This window comes from Bacillus cereus group sp. MYBK5-2, from assembly GCF_051915685.1.
Taxonomy (GTDB): domain Bacteria; phylum Bacillota; class Bacilli; order Bacillales; family Bacillaceae_G; genus Bacillus_A; species Bacillus_A cereus.
In genome coordinates, this window is sequence record NZ_JBQAFE010000005.1 from 292,252 (window position 1) to 313,541 (window position 21,290).

Below are 21,290 nucleotides of genomic sequence, written 5' to 3' on the forward strand. Positions count from 1 at the left end.
CTATCCGATTTTTTCGGATAGCTTATTTTTTATTTACGTTCCATTACTGCAAAGTAATTATTTTCATTATCAGCAAAGTTGAATGCTCTACCAGTAGGTAAATCTACAACCTGTCCAACTGTGACATTTTTCTCAGAAAGATCTTTATATAGACGGTCTAAGTCATTTGAGAAGAACATAAGTGAAGGTGTATTTAGGTTTAGTTCAGGTTGCATCTTCGCGATTAACGCTTTATCGTGAAGGACGATGCTTGTTCCTGCTTCTTTCGCCGGTGCAATTTCAATCCAGCGGAAGCCATTTCCGTTATTTTCTTCCGCAATGATTTGGAACCCTACTTTTTCTGTCCAAAATTGTACTGTTTCGTCTTGGTTATTTACATATAGCATAATTTGTCCAACTTGATTAATCATAGGTGTCTCTCGCTTTCTTTTTATATGCGTATTATTATATCAAATATATGGCTTGAATAGTTTTTTATGATTTTTTCGGAATACAACCTTCGTCCATTTCATCTTTGTTGTAGGAGAAGGTCCTGTAATCCAAGTATGAAATGGTATTGTGCTACAAATGACCATTGTTGAAATAGAGATAATGGCCGTTAACACAAATAGTAATAGGGTATATAATATAGTATTTTCTTGCAGCGTGAATAAGGAAAGAAGTTTTGTGCATAGTTGCAAGAAGAATAAATGAGCTAAATAAGCACCATACGTGTAATTTCCAATGAAACGTAACGTTTTATATAAGAAACCACGACGCTGTACTATCATAATAGATAACACATACAGTATGATAATTTCGCATACTATATATAAAAACATAGATGGTTTTAAATAGGTAGAAACAGTTAAATGGATAGAGTTTGCTCCGTAAAAACTAAACAACTCATAATTGATGAATAAAAATAAGATGAAAAATAATATTGTTATAAGCGGGATATGTTTCATGACGAATAGCCGCCAAGTTTTTAGTGCTACAGCGGCAATGCCGCCCATAACGAAATAGAATGAGTAGAATAGAAATGATCGATCTGTATAATGTAAAATTGTTGAACTTGTTAATTTTTCTCCATTAAAAATATAGTGAGAAGAGAACCACATTAATAGAAAATATAGGCAAGCGAAAAAGGTCATATATTTATATATGTCTTTTTTATTTTCTGTTCGTTTTTGAAACCAATAAAAAAGTGTGCATAGTAAAGGGAACAATAAGTGAATTTGGAACATCATAATAACGTACCAAAGATGGGGCGCGGCTGTTCCGAGTAATAAACTTTTTATTCCACTTTGTAACGTAATAAGATCGTTTGTTGTTAATAAGTAAAGAATAGACCAAAAGAAATAAGGAATGAGTAAGTGTGTCGCTTTTTCAGAAATATATTCTTTATATACTAATTGCTTCGTATAGTGACGAATTAAGTGAAATCCAACGATAAATATGAATGCTGGTGCTGAGAATTTTGCAAGATTAAATAGCATGCCCATAATGAGGGATTGCTCAAGTAAGACATTTCCTTGATTCATCGTATATAATAAGGAACTTTGCAAAACGACAGCGAGAAATGCAATGCTTTGCAAAACTTTAAATTCAGGTGCGCTTTGTGTCATCGTGTTCATCTCCTTTTCCATACATGATTATAGTACGGAGAATGGATAATGGATGTGGAATATTTGTGAAGATTGTAACAAATTTGTGGCGAGAGGAGCTATCAACTTATTAACAAATAACGAAAGAAAGAGGATGCTCTAAACGAGCATCCTCTTTCTATTAAGCAAATTTGTTTTTGATCCAATTCTTACCTTCTACAAGGCGAGCTGTCATTACCGCACAAGCGTTATCTGCTGTTACGTTTAACATCGTTGCAGGTGGATCAATGATTGTACTAATTGCTGCGATAATTGGCAGTGCTTCTGGCGGGAAACCGTATAGAGATACAATTAACATTTCACCGATCATACCGCCGCCGGGAATAGCACCCATTACTGTTCCTACTAATAGAGAAACAACAAGTGCGATTGCTAATGTTTTCGGTCCTTCGAATTCCATGTTGAAAATACCGAATAAGAAAGCAATTTTTAATACGCCACCTAAAACAGAGCCGTCTTTATGAAGTGTAGAACCAAGAAGGACAACTGTTTCGCGAACGTCTGAAGAAATACCCATTTTCTTCGTTGCTTCTAAGTTCGCTGGAATACTTGCGGCACTACTACAAGTTGCAAGTGATGTAACTGTAGGAGAGACCATGTTCTTCCAAAATACTTGTACACCTTGTTTGCGACCTGCAAGGTATGCATAGAATGTGAAGAATACAAAGAAATAAATTAGAGAAGCAGGATAGTATACCATTGCTGCTCGGAAGTAAGTTCCAAGAAGTTGTGGTCCGAATTCGCCAACTAATGCTGCAAAGTAAGCAGCAAGTCCGATTGGGGCGTAGTACATAATGAAAGATACAACCTTCATTGAAATCTCTGCACCAGCCTGTAGGAATGTAGCGAATGGCTTTCCTTCTTCGCCAACTGCTGAAGTTGCAATCCCCATTAAGATAGAGAAGAAAATAAGAGCTAACATATTTTCACGAGATAGTAACTTCGAGAAGTCAGATACTGTTAAAATACCGACGATTTGATCTGCAACACTAACAGCTTTGCCGGCTTTGTCAGGTTGTGTTAGTTCTAGTACAACACCTTGTGCTGGCGGGAATATTTTCACAACAATAATCATAAAAATAGCAGCTAAAATACTTGTAAATAAGAAAGTCCCAGCCATACTAGACATAATTTTACCGAAACGTTTTAATCCATCCATATTAGCAATAGACGATGCGATGCTAAAGAACACTAGAGGTACAACAATCGTAAACATTAAGTTTAAGAAAATGTCACCAAGCGGCTTTAAAGCAACTGCATCGGCACCCATGAAATAACCAATGAAACCACCAATTAGGATAGAAGATAATAAAATAAGTGGAAAGCGATATGCCTTCATAAATATATCCTCCTATCAATTAAAAAAAGTCATACTGAATCATTATAGCGAGTTAGAGTTCTCTTTACTAGGAGAATACGGATAAATGGAATAGCGCGAAAACCAAGAAATTTTTGTTTTTAAGCTCGGCATACAGCAGGAAATCTAGACATATATATTTGTAACCTAGTGGTGGCAAGGAGTGCACCATAATTTAGGTAGAGAAAAAAGGGGAGGGAAGCGGGATGAATATTTTACTTTGCTGTGCAGCGGGAATGTCTTCCAGTTTGATTGTTACAAAGATGGAGAAAGCAGCAGAGACAAGAGGGATAGAAGTAACAATCTGGGCAGTATCAGGTTCTGAAGTGAATAGTCATATTGATAAAGCTGATGTCCTTTTACTTGGACCGCAAGTACGTTATTTATTACCGAAAATGAAAGAATTATGTAAGGATAAAGGGATACCTGTTGATGTCATTCAATCTGTTCATTACGGACTTTGTAATGGAGAAGCTATCTTGCAAGCAGCTTTGTCAATGAAACCATGAGGAGAGTGGGATAGATGATACGGTTTTTAGAGAAGTATGTGATGCCGGTAGCAGGGAAGGTTGCAGAGCAGAGGCATTTACAAGCAATTCGAGATGGAATTATTTTAACGATGCCTTTCTTAATTATTGGATCGTTTTTCCTCATTATTAGTGCACTGCCGATACCCGGATATAACGAGTTTATGGCAGGTTTGTTTGGTGAGAATTGGCAGAGAGCTTTAGGGTATCCAGTTAGTGCAACTTTTAATATAATGGCTTTAATAGCTGTTTTTGGAATCGCTTACAGGCTTGGAGAGTATTATAAAGTGGATGCTTTAGCATCCGGGGCATTGTCGCTTGTGACGTTTTTACTTGCGACGCCATTTCAAGTTGCATATATTATACCAAGTACAAAAGAAAGTGTACTTGTAGAAGGCGCTATCCCAGCTGCATTAATGGGAAGCCAAGGGTTATTTGTAGCAATGATTATTGCACTTATATCTACTGAACTGTATCGATTTATTGTACAAAAAAAGATAATTATAAAGATGCCAGAGACAGTTCCACCAGCTGTCACGCGTTCATTTGCGGCACTTGTTCCAGGATTTATTGTTGTAACAGTTATTTGGATTTTACGCTTAATTATAGAAAATACTTCTTTTGGCAGTATCCATAATATTGTAGGACAAATTTTACAGGAACCACTTAGTGTACTTGGTGCTAGTCTTTGGGGCGCAATAATAGCAGTTATTCTCGTTCATGTTCTTTGGTCGTGTGGAATTCATGGTGCTACTATTGTTGGTGGTGTAATGAGCCCTGTTTGGTTGTCGTTAATGGATCAAAACCGAGTTGCTTTTCAAGCTGGGCAAGATGTACCAAATACGATTACGGCACAGTTTTTTGACTTATGGATTTATATGGGCGGTTCTGGTGCAACGCTTGCTCTAGTTGTTGGAATGTTACTATTTGCACGAAGTCAACAATTAAAAAGTTTAGGGAGATTGTCAATTGCACCTGGTATATTTAATATTAATGAGATGGTAACTTTTGGTATGCCGATTGTGATGAACCCACTTTTACTAATTCCATTTATATTAGTTCCAGTTGTGTTAACAATTGTTTCGTACTTTGCAATGGAATGGGGATGGGTGGCACGTCCGAGTGGGGCCGCTGTACCTTGGACGACACCTATTCTTTTTAGTGGATATTTAGGATCGGGCGGGAAAATTTCAGGTGTTATTTTACAACTTGTTAACTTTGCGCTAGCATTCTTCATTTATTTACCGTTCTTAAAAATATGGGATAAACAAAAACTGGCGGAAGAAAAGGGGGAGTAAAGAACTACAATGGATACGATAGAGACGAAAGCTTTTCATTTAATCTTGCATGGGGGAAACGCGAGAAGTTGTTCAATGGAAGCAATTGATTGTGCGAAGCGTGGGGAGTTTACAGAAGCTGAAGCTAAATTACAAGAAGCACTAGAGGAATTAAAAGAGGCGCACCGTGTACAAACGGAGCTTATCCAGAAAGAAGCTGGTGGTGAAAAGACCGAAGTTACTCTTTTAATGGTACACGCACAAGACCATTTAATGAATGCAATTACGGTGAAAGAATTAGCGAGTGAGTTTGTAGAGTTATATAGGAAGATGTCGGTGGATGAATGAACCTTGCTTATGCAAGGTTTTTTTATCTCGAATTAACGGGCAGTAAAACTCCCACTAATTAAAATTTCATTTTATGTATGTGCCTGTACCATCAGTGGAATGTTCATCCCACTGATGGTATTTTACAATCCTCCTTTTTTCGGATGAGTAAGAGTTATAATTAATCGGCAGTAACAATTTCTCCTATACCACGGATTAATCTTTTTATATGCATCCGTTCCGGTTTTAATATATTTACGATATAATCAATCGATATTTGTGGTTCAACGGTTGTACCGCAAGTATAACAGTCAATAGCTGCAAAATTTTGTTCCGGGTAAGTGTGAATGGAAAGATGGCTTTCTGATAATAACACTAATACAGTAACACCATATGGCTGGAACTCTTTTTTACTTACGTTTAAAACATGGGCACCAGAGTAATCTGCAGCTGTAACTAGATGATATTCTAAAAATTGCATATCATCTAATAGGGAAAAGTCCACTCCCCACAAATCTACTATTATATGCTTGCCAAAAGTAGAATATTCCATAGGGTAGCACTCCTTACTATAATATTGTCAAAACTTCATTTCCTGTTTGTAGCATTGATGTAAGATAAGATTTGATTCTGAATTTAAAAGAGCGAGGTTACGTTGTTCTAGATGTTCTTCTTTAAATTGAAATAAAGGAAAAAGAAGAGCAGGCAATGTTCGAGGAGTTGGTACTACATATAATTGTTCAATTTGATCGAGTACATGTGCAGAATTAGCAGCGATATGAAATCCCCAATCAGTTCCGAAAGAAGGGACTATTGTATGATAGCTTTTTACAGTTAATCCAGCGTGTTCAATTGTATTACCGATACTCCAATATACTAGAGGTGCATCAGCAGGTGAATTAGATTGACAGACAAAAGCACCATCTTTTGTTAAGAATGTAGCTATACGAGCAAATAGTTCGCTTGTATATAAAGTACTTAACAACTCTGTCGCTGGATCTGGAAAATCAATAATGATTACATCGTATAAAGATGAAGGTGAATTTAGAAATTCTTTTGCATCGCATACGTGTGTATTTACACGATTATCAAAAAATGCACTTTTGTTTAAAGAAACTAATTCTGGAACATTACGAGCCATATCAATCATCAATCCATCTAAGTCAACAAGGTCTACATGTAGTACAGTTTCATATTTTAAAACTTCTCGCAGGGCAAGACCATCGCCACCGCCTAATATGAGAACACGTTTTGGATCAATTACTTTTGACATAATTGGATGTACAAGTGCTTCATGATAAATTTGCTCATCGACGGAGCTGAATTGTAGTTGCTTGTCCAAGTATAAGCGAACATCGTTTACTTGGACTAAATTAATATTTTGGTAATTACTCTTTTCTTTAAATAAATTTGTATGTTCACCAGCTTGTATTTCTTTTAAAGAAATTTCATCCCATACATCTAAGTTGTGTGAATCTGTAGGTACTATAGTTACATTTTCCGATTGTACTTGCTTATCTTGCTTATTCTGCTCATCCTGTTTGTCCTGTTTGTCCTGTTTGTCTTGTATATCATGCTTGTCCTGCTGTTCTAGTTCAAATTTGTCAGAGTCTAATTCAGAACGCTTGTCTTTTTTATAGCTTGTTATTCTATAAATCTTTATTTTGCTTTGTTTTCTATGTTTTGGCATAGGAATCCCCTTTCGAATTGTGTTATTTTATTCTATTTTATTTTATGTAATCTAGTAGAGTATGCTTGGACAATAGAATAGATAGAAGACTGAGCTCAAGAAAATGTTGTTTTTTACTAGATTTCTACGATGAAAAATTTTTTTAGTGTTTTTTCATATTAAACATAACTAGACAACTAAACACTAATCTATTTTCATACAGTTATGTGTTAAAAGCGTGTTGTTTTATAACACACTGTGTGTTTTTTAGACGACACACTAATTGAAAGCGTTAACACACAAAGAAAATGCTCGAAAAAGCACTGATTTTAGTGGTTTTAAAAAGTTGGCACGCTAATTGCATTAATAAATAGCGTAAAGAAAAATAAATAAAACATAAATTTTTTATACTACACAAGGGGGATTTTCAAATGAATATTTTATTATGTTGCTCAGCAGGGATGTCTACAAGTTTACTAGTTACAAAAATGGAAGCGGCTGCAAAAGCTCGCGGTTTAGAAGGAAAGATTTGGGCTGTATCTGGGGATGCAGTAAAAACGAATATCGATCAAGCAGATGTATTATTACTAGGACCACAAGTTCGTTACATGCTTTCTTCAATGAAAACGCTTGCTGATGAGAGAAACGTTGGAATCGACGTTATCAATCCAATGCACTACGGCATGATGAATGGAGAAGCAGTTTTAGATCACGCATTAACACTTAAAAAATAATTAGGGGGGAAGCGAAATGCAAAAGTTTATTGCATTCATGGAGAAATATTTAGTTCCAGTCGCAGGAAGAATCGGATCGCAGCGTCACTTAGTTGCGATCCGTGATGGATTTATCGCAGTTATGCCTCTTATCTTAGTTGGATCATTTGCAGTACTTATAAATAATCTACCAGTTGATGCATTCCAAAAACTTATGAAGGGTGCATTTGGGGATGTTTGGAAAGATATTGGCGGTGGTATGTGGACAGGGTCCTTTGCAATATTAGCCCTCATAGCCGCAGTTGGGATAAGTTATAATTTAGCGAAATCTTACGGTGTAGACGCGTTGTCAGCAGCAATTATTACATTCGGTGCATTAATTATTATATCTCCGACAACGCCAAAAGAAGGCGGTATTGATTTAGCTTGGACAGGATCACAAGGTTTATTCGTTTCTATCATTGTAGCTCTTCTTGTAACCGAGGTATTCAGGTTCTTTGTTCAAAGAGATATTACAATTAAGATGCCAGATGGTGTTCCACCAGCAGTAATGAAATCATTCGCAGCATTAGTTCCAGCATTCGTTATTTTAATCGTAACAGCAAGTATTCAGTTAGCTGTGAAATTAGCGGGAACAAGTATTCATAAAATCGTATTTGAAACAATTCAATTACCATTACAAGGTTTAGCAGGTACGTTACCAAGTGCAATTATTATCGCATTACTTATTCACGTATTATGGTTCTTCGGATTACATGGTCCTAATATTATCGGTGGTATTATCGACCCAATTTATTTACCAGCACTAGAAAAGAACATTAAATTATTTAACGATGGTATGTCTGCATATGATGTACCGCACATTTTCACAAAGCCATTCTTTGATGTATACGTATACATCGGCGGATCAGGTGCAACATTAGCATTCTTAGTAGCGGTAATGCTTGTTGCAAAAAGTGCGCAACTTCGTGGTGTAGGTCGCGTATCTATCGGTCCTGGTTTCTTCAATATTAACGAACCAGTTATTTTCGGTACACCAATCGTATTAAATCCAGCGTTAATCATTCCATTCGTACTTACACCGGTTGTATTAGTTATTACTTCTTATACAGCGATTTCTTTAGGGTGGGTACCAAAAACAGTTGCTTTAGTTCCTTGGACAATGCCACCAATCTTTAGTGGTTATCTTGTAGCGGGCGGAAGCATCGCTGGTGCAGCACTACAAGTGGTAAACTTTGCAATCGCGGTAGTAATTTACTATCCATTCGTATTAATGTGTGACCGTACTTATGTACAGGCTGCAAAAGCTGAAACAAAAGGAAGCGACAATTCAGTATCACTTTAAAAAATATTATTCTGGCGAGTTCTTATAGCTCGTCAGAATAATTACCTTTATATCATGTTCAAAAAGATGAAAAACATCTATATGAACACTAAACTATCATTAATAAATTCATACTTTAATAGACATGTTCAAACTGAAGGGGTATTTAAATCGGTTGAACCTTATAGAGAGGGCGGTAATTATGATGACTACAGCAGAACAAATTCCATTCCAATTGATTTTAAATAGTGGTAACGCACGAAGCTTTGCGATGGAGGCACTTCAATTTGCCAAACAGGGGAAAATGGCAGAAGCAGATGAAGCGATGGTAAAGGCAAAAGAAGCGATTAATGAAGCGCATCATTTCCAAACAGAGCTCATACAATCAGAAGCAAGAGGAGAAAAAACAGAGGTTAGTGTTCTTTTAATTCACGCACAAGATCATTTAATGAATGCGATTACAGTGAAAGAATTAGCAGCAGAGTTTATCGATCTTTATAAAAAGCTTGAAGCGAAAGGGGAATAAAGCATGACTGGAATTAAAATTGCTACAATCGGCGGTGGATCTAGTTATACACCAGAGTTAATTGAAGGATTTATTAAGCGTTATGATGAGCTTCCTGTTCGTGAAATTTGGTTAGTAGATATTGAGGCAGGAAAAGAAAAGTTAGAAATCGTTGGTAACTTAGCGAAACGTATGGTGAAAAAATCAGGCTTACCAATCGAGGTACATTTAACACTTGATCGCCGTGAAGCATTAAAAGATGCTGACTTTGTAACAACACAACTTCGCGTTGGTTTATTAGAAGCACGTGCAAAAGATGAAGCAATTCCGTTAAAGTATGATGTAATCGGTCAGGAAACGAATGGTCCTGGTGGTTTATTCAAAGCATTGAGAACGATTCCTGTTATTTTAGATATTTGTAAGGATATGGAGGAGCTCTGTCCAAATGCATGGTTAATTAACTTTGCAAATCCAGCTGGTATGGTAACAGAGGCTGTCCTTCGTTATACAAATATTCAAAGAGTAGTTGGTCTATGTAACGTTCCAATCGGAATTCGTATGGGTCTTGCAAGATTACTTGAAGTAGATGCGAGTCGTGTTCACGTTGATTTCGCAGGTTTAAATCATATGGTATACGGACTAGATGTATACTTAGATGGCGTAAGTGTAATGGACCGTGTGTTAGAGCTTGTGACAGATCCAGAAAAACAAATTACGATGGAAAATATCGCAGCGCTTAACTGGGAGCCAGACTTTATTCGAGGACTTCGTGCGATTCCATGTCCATACCATCGTTATTACTACAAAACACGTGAAATGTTAGAAGAAGAGAAAGAAGCTTCTGTTGAAAAAGGTACACGTGCAGAAGTAGTAAAACAATTAGAAAATGATTTATTTGAGTTATATAAAGACCCGAACTTAGATATTAAACCACCACAATTAGAAAAACGTGGCGGAGCTTATTATAGTGATGCAGCATGTAGCTTAATTACGTCTATTTACAATAATAAAGGTGATATCCAGCCTGTTAACACACGAAACAACGGAACAATTGCAAGCTTACCACATGATTCAGCTGTTGAAGTGAACTGTATTATTACGAAAGAAGGCCCAAAACCAATTGCAGTTGGAGACCTTCCAGTACCAGTTCGCGGTTTAGTACAACAAATTAAATCATTCGAGCGCACAACAATTGAAGCTGCTGTTACAGGGGATTATCATAAGGCGCTGCTTGCTATGACAATCAATCCACTTGTACCATCAGATAAAGTTGCAAAACAAATTTTAGATGAAATGTTGGAAGCACATAAAGAGTATCTTCCACAGTTCTTTAAAAAGGTAGAGAAGTAAAAGCGGCGCTATTTAGCCCGCTTTTTTTATTCTATTAGGAGGTATTATGATGATTAAGTTAATTGTAAATGCAGATGATTTCGGTCTTACAGAAGGTACAAATTACGGCATTATTGATGGGCATATAAATGGACTTGTCAATTCAACGACGATGATGATGAATATGCCAGGAACAGAGCATGCGGTACGCTTAGCGAAAGAGTACAACCTACTCGGAGTAGGCGTACATCTCGTATTAACGGCAGGAGAACCACTGTTAAAGGATGTACCGTCACTCGTAGGGGAAAACGGATCGTTTCATAAACAAAGTGTTGTAAGGGAAGGGAATATAAATCCAGAAGAAGTTGAGAGAGAATGGACTGCTCAAATTGAGAAGTTTTTATCTTACGGATTAACACCAACTCATTTAGATAGTCATCATCATGTGCATGGTTTACCGATTTTACATGATGTTCTTGAGAGATTAGCGGCTAAATATAATGTTCCGATTCGTCGTTGTGAGGAAGATAGAGCGGTGCATCCATTTTCTGATGTGTTTTACAGTGACTTTTATGCGGATGGTGTGACGGAAGATTACTTTGTGAAGTTAAAAGAAAGAGTACAAGGTGAACAAACGGTAGAAATTATGGTTCATCCAGCTTATATTGATCCAGAGCTTGTGAAGCGTTCTTCTTACGTAATGGATCGTGTGAAGGAATTGCGTATTTTAACAGAGAGTGAGTTGCCAGAAGGCATAGAGCTTGTGAAGTTTTAATAGAAAAAACGACGGCTACATCATGCCGTCGTTTTTTCTATTTATAAAATGGACAGAATATATCCGCCAAAGGCTCCCAGTATAACGATAACCCAAGGTGGTGTTTTCCAAAAAGCTAGTAAGCAAAAAAGAAGCGAAGCGAAAACGAAATCTGAAGCATTTATAACTGTACTCGTCCAAATAGGATCGTAAAAAGCGGCAATTAAAATACCAACAACTGCGGCGTTAACACCAAGTAGTGCGCCTTGTATGAATGATATTTTTCTCACACTGTTCCAAAATGGTAAAACACCAATAACGAGTAAGAAAGCAGGGAGGAAAATCGCAATTGTTGCGAGTGTTGCCCCAAGCGTCCCGTTTAATACTGCTCCTATATAAGAGGCGAATGTAAATAGTGGTCCTGGTACTGCTTGTGTTAATCCGTATCCAGCTAGGAACTGTTCTTTCGTCATCATTCCGTTTTGTACGAACTCACCTTCAAGAAGGGGCAGCACGACGTGTCCTCCTCCAAATACAAGTGCGCCAGAGCGATAGAAACTATCAAATAAAGCGATGTAATAAGAAAACGGTCTTAATATCGGTAGCAGTAGTAATAGTCCAAAGAATAAGACGAGACAAGAAACTGCTATCTTTTTTGAAATAGGTACTTTTATATTTTGAGATTGGCTAATTGGTTGGTTGCGATATAAAAACCAACCGATAAAGCCACATATTATAATAAGGATGACTTGTGTCCAACTACTTGGCCATAATAAGGCAATTGCGGCAGTTACAATCGCAATCGTCGCACGGTTGCGATCTGGAGTTAACTTTCGCGCCATTCCCCATATGGCATGAGCGACAATAGCTACTGCTACAAGTTTTAGTCCATGAATCCAGCCAGCACTTCCAAGATCGAACTGATTAAGGAATGAGGCGAAGAAAACCAAAACAAGTACAGACGGTAAAGTGAATCCAATCCATGAAATAATAGCTCCTAATAGTCCGCCTCTTAATAATCCAACCCCCATACCGACTTGACTGCTGGCAGGACCAGGAAGGAATTGACATAGCGCTACTAAATCTCCATAGCTTCGTTCATCCATCCATTTTCTTTTTTGCACGTATTCGTGGTGAAAATAGCCGAGATGAGCGACAGGACCGCCGAATGAAGTAAGTCCTAATTTAAATGAGACGAGAAAAATCTCTAATAATGTGTGAAAGATGTGTTTGTTTTTTTTCAAAATAACCTCCTATAATGTTTTTCTATGTGCATTATACAAGAGACTTTCAATCTACAGGAACGATTTTAATGTAAAGATTTTGTGAATCTTTTCTTTGTAATTAAAATTGAAAAAGTCATAAATGATTATGTCTAAACCATAAAGTAGTAGAAGTAGTGCTGGGAAATTTATATAAGGAGAATGCCTTATGACAACACATTTCTTTGCCAGGTTAACAGGTAAGAGGGAAGTGCCTCCTGTAAATACAGAAGCTTTTGGGGTAGCAGAGTTTATTTTTAGTGATGATTTAACGAAATTGCATTACAGAGTAATACTAAAAAATATAGAAAAGGTTACATCGTGTCAAATTCATTTAGGGAAGTCTACTCAAATTGGTCCTGTTGTTTTATATTTGTATGGTCCACTGGAGCAAGGGATTAGTTTGAACGAGGGAAGTATTACTGGTGTAGTGAATGTAGAGGATTTTGAGGGACCTTTACAAGGGAAATCATTTGTACATTTACTTCAAGAAATTATTCAAGCAAATGTATATGTTAATGTCCATACGAAATCACAAAAAAGAGGAGAAATAAGAGGGCGAGTTAGAAAAGTAAAGAAGTAGAGGAAAAGGCTGTCCATATGTTGGAACAGCCTTTTCTCATTATATAAGGTGCTAGTTTTAGCGATTATTGTCGGTAAATCGATATGTTTTGAAAATCGCTGATATAATCTGAGTTGCGCCGATATAACTCACGTTACGGTCGATATTTTTAAAAACGGCCTCAATTAATTTTTAACAGGCTGATTTTTAATAAAGAAGTCCATAACGTAAAATACTTCGTCATCAGGTATTTGTATTTCAAATGTATTTTCAATCGGTTGCAATGCTTTTTTTACTTTCATATACATCCAGTATTCATCTTGTCTTCTTTTCTCTTTATCAGGGTGAGGAAGAAGGCTTTCTCCTTTTTGAAGACGGTCAACCATACAGCTCATATGCAGAATAACCCCCATTAAGCTATCAGGAGTTAGCTGTAAGGAAATTAATTCTTGAATTGTATTTAATGCGTAACGAATTGTTTTAATAAGTAATGCCCCATCGTTACGCTGCATTTGTTGTTCAAGAATATCCGCCATTTTTGCATATGTTTCTTCATACGTAATTAATTCTTGAATAGGCTGAATCGCTGTGTAGTTTACGATGTCTTGGAAATGATATGTTAAGCACGGCACTTGCACATCGAAATTCGTGACGATACAAATGATATTACGCTCTTTTTTTATGTTCTCGATCATTTTCGTTAAATCTTTTTCATGGACGATACTAATCGGAATAATTTCAATTAAGTCTTTATCAAATCGTAAATAGTTCTCTAACATTTTTTGAATAGCTAAAGCACTTCCTTCACCAGTTAAACAAGCTGTTAAAATAACAGATTTCATTGGAGAGAGAGGTTTTTTCTTTTCTTCTTGTACGTTTAAGTAAAATGGTGTTAAATTTTTTACTGTTTCATACAGCGCATCTAATGAATAACCGAGCTGAGCTTTTCGAGCTGCTTCTAGTGCATGTGGTGTGCTCGTCATCGAGAGAACACGTACAGGGATTTTGAACTCCGTTTCTAATATGTCACCGATATAAGCAAGTGACCCCATATCGACAAGTAAGAGAAGCCCATTTACATTTTGTAGTGTTTTCATATACACTTTCACACGTTCCAAGAAATCTTTCGGTGATTCGTGTAACGGCATATCAATACCGGTTACTTCCTCAATGCCGAGAAGTTCGTTTGCAACGTTTGCCATTTCAGTTGCGATGCCATTACCGTGTGCTAATATTAATACTTTTACTTCTGTTTGTGAGGCAGGAATTGGATCAACAACGAAGAACATTGTTAAAAAGCCAGCTTCATCAATAGGCATTGTTATTTGTAATTCTTCCTCCAGTAGTTGAATGCATTGCATAGCTACGGAAAAAGCTTCTTTATATTTCGTACGAATTTGATTTAATTGTGGGTGATGTATTTGTTTTCCGCTTTGTAAACGTTGTAGAGTTGTCTGTACATGTAAACTTAAAGCAAGAAATACTTTTTCATCAAACGTCTTAGATAAATGCTTTTCAGCAAGTTCCGCTATTTTTTCACATACGGAAACGATATTACGATCCACAATTTTAAAAACATTTTCATGGCTTGTTTTTTTGGATATTTGGTTAAAATATTGTACGAAAAAGCTTTGAACATCATTTTCTATTAGTAATTCTAATTCTTCCTCTTCAATACCACGTGCTTGAAGTTCTTCGTATTTATAGTCAATATAATCGTAAATAGAAGAGCGTTTTTCATCTTCTGTTTTATGATTACTCCAACCTTCCTCACCTGTAAATACAAATGTTTCATTTGGTATTTGGTATAAGTGACGGCTCTTCCTTTCAATGAACAACCCTTCTTTCATATACCAAGGTAAATCTGTACTTGAAACATAGACAGAATCACGTTTCTTTGTGACCAAATCAGAATAGGCTTTCGCACAGGCAATTTGAACATCTGTTTTTAATTGACCGATGTTATTGGGACAATTGTAAAAGACGAAAGCACGCATTGCATTTGGGCTAACGTGAATGTCTTTTCGCAGACGAATTGCTTCATTTGTGAAAAATAGCTGTAGTAAAGCAAAGCGCTCTTTATGTGTACGCTCACGAAGTGGTGGCAGCGTAACAGTCATCGGTATACGTCTTGTAAATGTTTTTAATAAAAATGAATTTGGTTCTTCTGTTGTTGCAGTAATGATTAATACTTGTGCTTTACGTTCGTTCTCTGTTTCTCCAAGGCGGCGGTATACCCCGCGGTCAATAAAGGTGAAAAGCATTTCTTGTCCCTCTGGAGGCAGGCGATGTACTTCATCTAAGAAAAGAATTCCTTCATGTGCTTTTTCAATTAACCCTTTTTGATCACTTGCTCCTGTATAAGCTCCTTTTTTAATCCCAAATAATTGCCCGAGTAGTAACTGTGGATTATTTGCATAATCAGCACAGTTAAAGACGATAAATGGTGCATCTTTGGGAAGCTGTTCAACTTCAATTGCATATTCGTGCATTAAAGAAGCAAACATAGACTTTCCGACCCCTGTTTCTCCCAGTAGTAAAGTATGCATACCGTTTGGAGGATAGAGAATAGAAGCTTTCGCTTTTTCAATTGCAATTTTAAGGCTCGTATTTTCAATTGCAAATGTATCCAATGAAGTTACTTCTTTTGAATGCGTTTCCAACGAAGTGTTCGTTTCTATGTAAAAACGAACAGGTCGCGTATTTGTTTTTAATAAAAGTTTATCTTTTACAAGTTTGTTTAAATCGCTACTTACATTGGCGCGATCTAGTTGCAGAAATGTAGCGAGTTCTGATGCGGTTACACCTTCTGTATAATTGCCTTTTTGTATTGCGTTAAAAATGAGATCTATTCGTTTCATTTCTATTCACCTCGAAACTTCATCACTATTTAAAATTTTACACAAAAATGGGAAGGGTGGGAAGAGAAAAATAAAACAGCTTTAGCACATAGGCACTAAAGCTGTTACAATCTTGTGTCTTTCCAAAAATTTACCTTGAGATGAGAAGAAGGATTATAGGGAAGAAGTTTGTATCCTTGTGACTGTAAATAATCAATTACTTTTGGCAGTATTTGTACGGTTACACTCGAATCATGCATTAAAATGACTTCGACTTGTTCATCACTTTGATTACGTACTCTTTCGAGTATGGCAGAAGGATTGTCATAGCTTTTCCAGTCGTATGTATCGATCGTCCAATCCCACATTTTATACTGGGCCGATACAAGTGCGTCACGGTAATTCTTTTTTAAGTAAGGCATACTACCATATGGAACGCGAACGAGATGTGTATTTAATTTCGTAACTTGCTGGACAATGCTTTGTGTTTGCTCCATTTCTGCAATTAAAGTGGAAGGGTCACCAGTGTAAAGGCGTTTTACATCGTGTGACATACTGTGAAGTCCGATATAATGTCCGTCTTTAATTAATCGTTGCATTGTCTTTTTATAATGTGGTACTTTTCCACCAATAACAAAGAAAGTTGCTTTTCCGTTCTTTTCTTTTAAGATGTTTAAAATTTGTGTAGTATATTTGTTTGGCCCGTCATCAAATGTTAAGTACGCAATTTTTTGTGTAGGAGAAGTTGTTTCAGCATTTGGATGATATTCAGCAGGAATAACAGTTGTTGCTTCAGTATTAGATGATACGTACATAGTAATCGTTAAAAATAAAATAATACATTGAAATACTCGCTTGATCATAACATTCACCCTCAGTTTGACAATCAAGATGTAAAAAAGAAAACTTGATACTTTTCTTATTATGTATATCTTTCTCCAATAGAGGAACTCTCAAACAATCTATATTTTGGAAATATAAAATATGGAATAAAAAATAGCATCCTCTTATAAGAAAGAGGATGCTATTTGAATATTTCATAATTGAAAAGGCTATACTACAATTAGTCTTCGCGTTTTTTCACTTTTTTATAAAAGGAAATGATTGGTTTGTAGCGTTCATGTACAAGCCCGATTATTTCAGCGATGATTTCTGTGAAGAAAATCAAAGCGAAAAGAAGAATAATGGATAACCATAATGTTGCAGTAGTGAAAATAATGGCATTTACACTAAAGAAAATACCGAATGCGTATATAATTAGTACCGTTTTGCGATGAGAGAATCCCATTGCAAGTAAGCGGTGATGTAAATGCGATTTATCTGGTGCTGAAATAGGTTTTTTATTTACGATACGACGGATGATTGCAAATATCGTATCAAATATAGGTACACCTAAAATGATAATTGGAACGATAAAACTGAATAACGTTACACTTTTGTATAATCCAAGTAACGATATAACAGAAATACAGTATCCTAAAAATAGTGCTCCTGTATCTCCCATGAAAATTTTTGCTGGATGGAAGTTGTAGAATAAAAATCCAATTGTACTTGCTAATATAATTAATGCGAGTGGCAAGATAATAGCTGTTCCAGTACCCCATGGGCTAGTGAAGGCCATATATGCTAGCGTTGCAAGTACGATAGATGAAATCCCAGCAGATAATCCATCTAAGCCGTCAATTAAGTTGATTGCATTTGTAATACCTACAAGCCAAAATACTGTAATTGGATAAGCAAGCCATCCAAGTTCAGTATCCCCAAGGAATGGGATATATAATACTTGCACTAATAATCCACTTTTTACAATCATAATGGCAACTAACAGTTGTCCACCGAATTTTACTCTCGCAGATAACTCGTACATATCATCTAAAATTCCGATGATTACAATGATAATCGCACCTAGCGTTATCGATAACATTCTTTGCTCATATAAGCCGCCGACAACAAATCCTACAGCTACACCAATAAATATTGCTAACCCGCCAAGACGTGGCATAATCTTTTGGTGCACTTTACGTGCGTTTGGCTTATCTGTCGCTCCTATTTTAAAAGCTAATTTAATAACTAAAGGAGTAACGACGAGTACAGTGATGAAAGATGCCAAAATGGCATAAATCACTTGTGAGTCCATTAATACCCCACCCTTTATAGTCTAACGTAATTTTTTTTTGAAAATATATTTATCTGAAAATTATGATGTTTATTTACAGGCTCATAACATATGGTATCACAAAAAGATTAGAATTCAATCTTTTTTTCTTTTTACGGTTAATGGAAGCGAATAGAATATATGACAATTGTATATAGAATGTTGAATCATATGAGAAGGTTAATCGTACTGGACTTCGGAATGTGACATTTCCTCTTTTTCTTCGATAGTGAATACTTTTATTTCAGTATTATAAGTGTTGCACGTAGAAATGAGTAAGTTTCGTGTTAAAATGTGGGAATTTATTACGCGTGACCTGGCAGCCTGATTCTCACTGATTAAGTTTTACTTTATAGTGCATTTAATTTTACAAAAACTTTAAAAAAAGTAAGGGAAGTAATTCATATAATGAAGAAGGAAAAGGGTTTTCTCATTTTTAATATGAGAGGGGGAAGCGCAGGGAGAGTTCTATATTTCATATCTTTTCTATTGTAAATTCCTGTGCGAAAAGGAAATGAAAATTACGATAGTAGGTACTGGATATGTTGGATTGATTACAGGAGTAGGATTGGCAAAATTAGGGCATTCAGTTACATGTTTTGATATAGATGATGAAAAAATTGAACGGATAAAACAAGGGGATTTACCTATTTATGAGGTTAGATTACATGAATTAATAAATTATGCATATGAGAATAATGCTTTAACTTTTACATCAAATAAAGAAGAGGCATTTGATGATGTAGAGTTTATATTTATTGCAGTTGGAACACCACCTTTATTAGATGGGACGGCAGATTTAACGTATATTCAGAGTGCTTGTAACGATATTGGATTATATGCGACGAACGATATTATTGTTGTTACGAAAAGTACAGTTCCAGTAGGTACAAATGATGTAATGAAGGGATGGATTGAGGAGAAGTTAAAAGGGAGGCATACAGTACATATCGTATCGAATCCAGAGTTTTTGCGTGAAGGTTCAGGTATTTATGATTTCTTTCATGGAGATCGTATTGTAATTGGAGCGGATAGTGAGGAAGTAGCAAGAAGAGTAGAGAGTTTGTATAGTGAATTATGTTTAGAGACGTATGTTACAGATATTAAAAGTGCAGAGATGATTAAATACGCGTCGAATGCCTTTTTAGCTACAAAGATTAGTTTCATTAATGAAATTTCAAATATATGTGAGAAGGTAGGCGCGAATGTATTGGATGTTGCCAAAGGGATGGGAATGGATAAGAGAATTGGTGCATCTTTTTTAAATGCGGGCATTGGCTACGGAGGGTCGTGTTTTCCGAAAGATACGAAAGCGTTGGTGCAAATTGCGGGAAATGTTGCTCATGATTTTCGTTTGTTAAAAGCGGTTATTGAAGTAAATAATAAGCAACAGCTGCTATTGATTGAAAAAGCGAAAAAAGTTATGAACATGAGTAAAAAGCGGATTGCAGTTCTTGGCGCATCCTTTAAACCGAATACGGATGATATTAGAGAGGCATCATCTCTTATTATAATAGAAGCATTACTTAATATAGGTGCAGAAATTGTTCTTTACGACCCAAAAGCAATTCAATATGTAAAAAATATATTTGGAGATGCTATACAATATAGTAGATGTATAGATGAATCGATTAGAGATGCGAGTGCGGTTTTTATCGTAACAGAATGGGAAGATATTCAAACTTATCCGTTAGAAAAGTACGTACAACTTATGAGGGAGCCTATTTTATTTGATGGGAGAAATTGTTATACTGATGAAGATGTTAAGAAACAAAAGATAGATTATTACTCGGTGGGAAGAAAAAGTATTTGTAATAGACATGTTTCTATTATGCGTTAAAAAGGGATGTACTCATGCATATTTTTATATGTCATAATAGAAGCTGTAATTAGTGAAAGAAAAGAGGCAATCACATGACTGAACGTTTAAAAGTAATGACAATTTTCGGGACACGTCCAGAAGCAATTAAAATGGCACCTCTTGTATTAGAGTTGCAAAAACACCCAGAAAAAATTGAATCGATTGTGACTGTAACAGCACAGCATCGCCAAATGTTAGATCAAGTATTAAGTATCTTTGGAATTACGCCAGATTTCGATTTAAATATCATGAAAGACCGCCAAACTTTAATTGATGTTACAACGCGTGGTTTAGAAGGTTTGGATAAAGTAATGAAAGAAGCGAAGCCGGATATTGTACTTGTACATGGTGATACAACAACAACATTTATTGCAAGCTTAGCTGCTTTTTATAATCAAATTCCAGTAGGTCATGTTGAGGCGGGCCTTCGTACGTGGGATAAGTATTCTCCATACCCAGAAGAGATGAATCGTCAATTAACAGGTGTAATGGCGGATCTGCATTTCTCACCAACAGCAAAATCAGCAACGAACTTACAGAAGGAAAATAAAGATGAGTCACGTATTTTCATTACAGGAAATACAGCGATTGACGCGTTACAAACGACTGTAAAAGAAACATATAGTCATCCTGTACTAGAGAAACTTGGAAATGATCGTCTTGTACTTATGACAGCTCACCGCCGTGAAAACTTAGGTGAACCGATGCGTAATATGTTCCGTGCAATTAAGCGTCTTGTTGATAAGCATGAAGATGTACAAGTTGTGTACCCTGTTCATATGAACCCTGTTGTTCGTGAAATAGCAAATGAAATTTTAGGTGAACATAACCGTATTCATTTAATTGAGCCGCTAGATGTAATTGATTTCCACAATGTTGCAGCTCGTTCATACTTAATGTTAACGGATTCTGGTGGTGTACAAGAAGAAGCTCCATCACTTGGGGTACCAGTTCTTGTTCTTCGTGATACAACAGAGCGCCCTGAAGGTATTGAAGCAGGTACGCTGAAATTAGCAGGAACAGACGAAGAGACAATCTTTGGTCTTGCTGATGAGTTGTTATCAGATAAAGAAGCTCATGATAAGATGGCGAAAGCATCTAACCCTTACGGTGATGGTCGTGCATCAGAGCGTATTGTAGAAGCGATTTTACAACACTTTAATAAGTAAATAAAAAAAGGCC

20 protein-coding genes are annotated in these 21,290 nt (G+C 36.3%); 11 read left to right on the forward strand and 9 right to left on the reverse strand.

The genetic code is table 11. The features are described 5' to 3' along the window. Positions 1 to 29 precede the first annotated feature (29 nt). The 3 genes from ACTFP3_RS19275 to ACTFP3_RS19285 all read right to left on the reverse strand — a co-directional run bounded on the left by ACTFP3_RS19275 (position 30) and on the right by ACTFP3_RS19285 (position 2,985). Entirely contained in the window at positions 30 to 410 is a 381-nt protein-coding gene (locus ACTFP3_RS19275) for a VOC family protein (RefSeq protein WP_000610162.1), read from the reverse strand. 39 nt (positions 411 to 449) lie between these two features. Then, the gene (locus ACTFP3_RS19280; RefSeq protein ID WP_000194344.1) at positions 450 to 1,607 is read right to left on the reverse strand and encodes an acyltransferase; all 1,158 of its coding nucleotides are present in this window, start codon (positions 1,605 to 1,607) and stop codon (positions 450 to 452) included. 160 nt (positions 1,608 to 1,767) lie between these two features. Continuing rightward, positions 1,768 to 2,985, reverse strand: coding sequence for a dicarboxylate/amino acid:cation symporter (locus tag ACTFP3_RS19285; RefSeq protein WP_440011006.1), 1,218 nt, complete (start codon positions 2,983 to 2,985; stop codon positions 1,768 to 1,770). A gap of 224 nt (positions 2,986 to 3,209) precedes the next feature. On the opposite strand from ACTFP3_RS19285, the gene ACTFP3_RS19290 reads away from it, so the two are divergent. From ACTFP3_RS19290 to ACTFP3_RS19300, 3 genes are read left to right on the forward strand one after another with little or no spacing between them, the layout of a single operon-like run. Further along, complete coding sequence (locus ACTFP3_RS19290; protein ID WP_001023557.1) at positions 3,210 to 3,512, forward strand: PTS sugar transporter subunit IIB; 303 nt, start codon at positions 3,210 to 3,212, stop codon at positions 3,510 to 3,512. Between the two features lie 14 nt (positions 3,513 to 3,526). After that, complete coding sequence (gene celB, locus ACTFP3_RS19295; protein ID WP_000617789.1) at positions 3,527 to 4,828, forward strand: PTS cellobiose transporter subunit IIC; 1,302 nt, start codon at positions 3,527 to 3,529, stop codon at positions 4,826 to 4,828. Positions 4,829 to 4,837: 9 nt separating this feature from the next. After that, positions 4,838 to 5,155, forward strand: coding sequence for a PTS lactose/cellobiose transporter subunit IIA (locus ACTFP3_RS19300; protein WP_000379645.1), 318 nt, complete (start codon positions 4,838 to 4,840; stop codon positions 5,153 to 5,155). A 160-nt stretch (positions 5,156 to 5,315) separates the two neighbouring features. On the opposite strand, the gene speD is transcribed toward ACTFP3_RS19300, so the two are convergent. Both speD and ACTFP3_RS19310 read right to left on the reverse strand, forming a co-directional pair. Further along, positions 5,316 to 5,687 (reverse strand): adenosylmethionine decarboxylase, encoded by a 372-nt coding sequence (gene speD, locus ACTFP3_RS19305; protein ID WP_000456823.1) that lies wholly within the window; start codon positions 5,685 to 5,687, stop codon positions 5,316 to 5,318. Positions 5,688 to 5,714: 27 nt separating this feature from the next. Continuing rightward, positions 5,715 to 6,824: a polyamine aminopropyltransferase gene (locus ACTFP3_RS19310; RefSeq protein WP_440011008.1), complete on the reverse strand. Its 1,110-nt coding sequence runs from the start codon at positions 6,822 to 6,824 to the stop codon at positions 5,715 to 5,717. Positions 6,825 to 7,234: 410 nt separating this feature from the next. Between ACTFP3_RS19310 and ACTFP3_RS19315 the strand changes: the two genes are divergently transcribed. The 5 genes from ACTFP3_RS19315 to chbG all read left to right on the forward strand — a co-directional run bounded on the left by ACTFP3_RS19315 (position 7,235) and on the right by chbG (position 11,449). After that, positions 7,235 to 7,537 (forward strand): PTS sugar transporter subunit IIB, encoded by a 303-nt coding sequence (locus ACTFP3_RS19315; RefSeq protein ID WP_001023569.1) that lies wholly within the window; start codon positions 7,235 to 7,237, stop codon positions 7,535 to 7,537. A 16-nt stretch (positions 7,538 to 7,553) separates the two neighbouring features. Continuing rightward, positions 7,554 to 8,861, forward strand: a complete 1,308-nt coding sequence (celB, locus tag ACTFP3_RS19320) for a PTS cellobiose transporter subunit IIC (protein WP_001168854.1) — start codon at positions 7,554 to 7,556, stop codon at positions 8,859 to 8,861. A 181-nt stretch (positions 8,862 to 9,042) separates the two neighbouring features. Beyond that, positions 9,043 to 9,366, forward strand: coding sequence for a PTS lactose/cellobiose transporter subunit IIA (locus ACTFP3_RS19325; RefSeq protein ID WP_000989055.1), 324 nt, complete (start codon positions 9,043 to 9,045; stop codon positions 9,364 to 9,366). 3 nt (positions 9,367 to 9,369) lie between these two features. Then, positions 9,370 to 10,695 (forward strand): 6-phospho-beta-glucosidase, encoded by a 1,326-nt coding sequence (gene celF / locus ACTFP3_RS19330; RefSeq protein WP_000145762.1) that lies wholly within the window; start codon positions 9,370 to 9,372, stop codon positions 10,693 to 10,695. 49 nt (positions 10,696 to 10,744) lie between these two features. Beyond that, positions 10,745 to 11,449: a chitin disaccharide deacetylase gene (gene chbG / locus ACTFP3_RS19335; RefSeq protein ID WP_000593496.1), complete on the forward strand. Its 705-nt coding sequence runs from the start codon at positions 10,745 to 10,747 to the stop codon at positions 11,447 to 11,449. A 41-nt stretch (positions 11,450 to 11,490) separates the two neighbouring features. Here chbG and ACTFP3_RS19340 read toward each other — a convergent pair whose 3' ends face one another. Next, positions 11,491 to 12,672 (reverse strand): chromate transporter, encoded by a 1,182-nt coding sequence (locus tag ACTFP3_RS19340; protein ID WP_000739648.1) that lies wholly within the window; start codon positions 12,670 to 12,672, stop codon positions 11,491 to 11,493. Positions 12,673 to 12,859: 187 nt separating this feature from the next. Here ACTFP3_RS19340 and exsM point away from each other — a divergent pair, with 187 nt between their 5' ends. Next, positions 12,860 to 13,273 carry an exosporium regulatory protein ExsM gene (gene exsM / locus ACTFP3_RS19345; protein WP_000207046.1) on the forward strand — a complete coding sequence of 138 codons (414 nt, stop codon included), beginning with the start codon at positions 12,860 to 12,862 and terminating at the stop codon, positions 13,271 to 13,273. Positions 13,274 to 13,437: 164 nt separating this feature from the next. On the opposite strand, the gene ACTFP3_RS19350 is transcribed toward exsM, so the two are convergent. The 3 genes from ACTFP3_RS19350 to ACTFP3_RS19360 form a co-directional block, all read right to left on the reverse strand. Continuing rightward, on the reverse strand, positions 13,438 to 16,113 hold the full coding sequence (locus ACTFP3_RS19350) for a PRD domain-containing protein (RefSeq protein WP_326035782.1): 2,676 nt from the start codon (positions 16,111 to 16,113) through the stop codon (positions 13,438 to 13,440). Positions 16,114 to 16,217: 104 nt separating this feature from the next. Next, the gene (locus tag ACTFP3_RS19355) at positions 16,218 to 16,955 is read right to left on the reverse strand and encodes a polysaccharide deacetylase family protein (protein WP_089607725.1); all 738 of its coding nucleotides are present in this window, start codon (positions 16,953 to 16,955) and stop codon (positions 16,218 to 16,220) included. Between the two features lie 200 nt (positions 16,956 to 17,155). Further along, positions 17,156 to 18,229 carry a glycosyltransferase family 4 protein gene (locus tag ACTFP3_RS19360; RefSeq protein ID WP_246961609.1) on the reverse strand — a complete coding sequence of 358 codons (1,074 nt, stop codon included), beginning with the start codon at positions 18,227 to 18,229 and terminating at the stop codon, positions 17,156 to 17,158. A gap of 532 nt (positions 18,230 to 18,761) precedes the next feature. Between ACTFP3_RS19360 and ACTFP3_RS19365 the strand changes: the two genes are divergently transcribed. Both ACTFP3_RS19365 and wecB read left to right on the forward strand, forming a co-directional pair. Then, positions 18,762 to 20,087 carry a UDP-glucose dehydrogenase family protein gene (locus tag ACTFP3_RS19365; RefSeq protein WP_065224409.1) on the forward strand — a complete coding sequence of 442 codons (1,326 nt, stop codon included), beginning with the start codon at positions 18,762 to 18,764 and terminating at the stop codon, positions 20,085 to 20,087. A 74-nt stretch (positions 20,088 to 20,161) separates the two neighbouring features. Continuing rightward, on the forward strand, positions 20,162 to 21,277 hold the full coding sequence (gene wecB, locus ACTFP3_RS19370) for a non-hydrolyzing UDP-N-acetylglucosamine 2-epimerase (protein ID WP_000140145.1): 1,116 nt from the start codon (positions 20,162 to 20,164) through the stop codon (positions 21,275 to 21,277). The last annotated feature ends 13 nt before the right edge of the window (positions 21,278 to 21,290 follow it).

Bases quoted from the DNA above. Each gene is read 5' to 3' on its own strand.
- ACTFP3_RS19350 (WP_326035782.1), bottom strand. From the start codon at position 16,113: ATGAAACGAATAGATCTCATTTTTAACGCAATACAAAAAGGCAATTAT.
- ACTFP3_RS19360 (WP_246961609.1), bottom strand. From the start codon at position 18,229: ATGGACTCACAAGTGATTTATGCCATTTTGGCATCTTTCATCACTGTA.
- celB (WP_001168854.1), top strand. From the start codon at position 7,554: ATGCAAAAGTTTATTGCATTCATGGAGAAATATTTAGTTCCAGTCGCA.
- celB (WP_000617789.1), top strand. From the start codon at position 3,527: ATGATACGGTTTTTAGAGAAGTATGTGATGCCGGTAGCAGGGAAGGTT.
- ACTFP3_RS19355 (WP_089607725.1), bottom strand. From the start codon at position 16,955: ATGATCAAGCGAGTATTTCAATGTATTATTTTATTTTTAACGATTACT.
- speD (WP_000456823.1), bottom strand. From the start codon at position 5,687: ATGGAATATTCTACTTTTGGCAAGCATATAATAGTAGATTTGTGGGGA.
- ACTFP3_RS19285 (WP_440011006.1), bottom strand. From the start codon at position 2,985: ATGAAGGCATATCGCTTTCCACTTATTTTATTATCTTCTATCCTAATT.
- exsM (WP_000207046.1), top strand. From the start codon at position 12,860: ATGACAACACATTTCTTTGCCAGGTTAACAGGTAAGAGGGAAGTGCCT.
- ACTFP3_RS19365 (WP_065224409.1), top strand. From the start codon at position 18,762: ATGAAAATTACGATAGTAGGTACTGGATATGTTGGATTGATTACAGGA.
- ACTFP3_RS19315 (WP_001023569.1), top strand. From the start codon at position 7,235: ATGAATATTTTATTATGTTGCTCAGCAGGGATGTCTACAAGTTTACTA.
- ACTFP3_RS19310 (WP_440011008.1), bottom strand. From the start codon at position 6,824: ATGCCAAAACATAGAAAACAAAGCAAAATAAAGATTTATAGAATAACA.
- celF (WP_000145762.1), top strand. From the start codon at position 9,370: ATGACTGGAATTAAAATTGCTACAATCGGCGGTGGATCTAGTTATACA.
- ACTFP3_RS19325 (WP_000989055.1), top strand. From the start codon at position 9,043: ATGATGACTACAGCAGAACAAATTCCATTCCAATTGATTTTAAATAGT.
- ACTFP3_RS19290 (WP_001023557.1), top strand. From the start codon at position 3,210: ATGAATATTTTACTTTGCTGTGCAGCGGGAATGTCTTCCAGTTTGATT.
- ACTFP3_RS19275 (WP_000610162.1), bottom strand. From the start codon at position 410: ATGATTAATCAAGTTGGACAAATTATGCTATATGTAAATAACCAAGAC.
- chbG (WP_000593496.1), top strand. From the start codon at position 10,745: ATGATTAAGTTAATTGTAAATGCAGATGATTTCGGTCTTACAGAAGGT.
- wecB (WP_000140145.1), top strand. From the start codon at position 20,162: ATGACTGAACGTTTAAAAGTAATGACAATTTTCGGGACACGTCCAGAA.
- ACTFP3_RS19280 (WP_000194344.1), bottom strand. From the start codon at position 1,607: ATGACACAAAGCGCACCTGAATTTAAAGTTTTGCAAAGCATTGCATTT.
- ACTFP3_RS19300 (WP_000379645.1), top strand. From the start codon at position 4,838: ATGGATACGATAGAGACGAAAGCTTTTCATTTAATCTTGCATGGGGGA.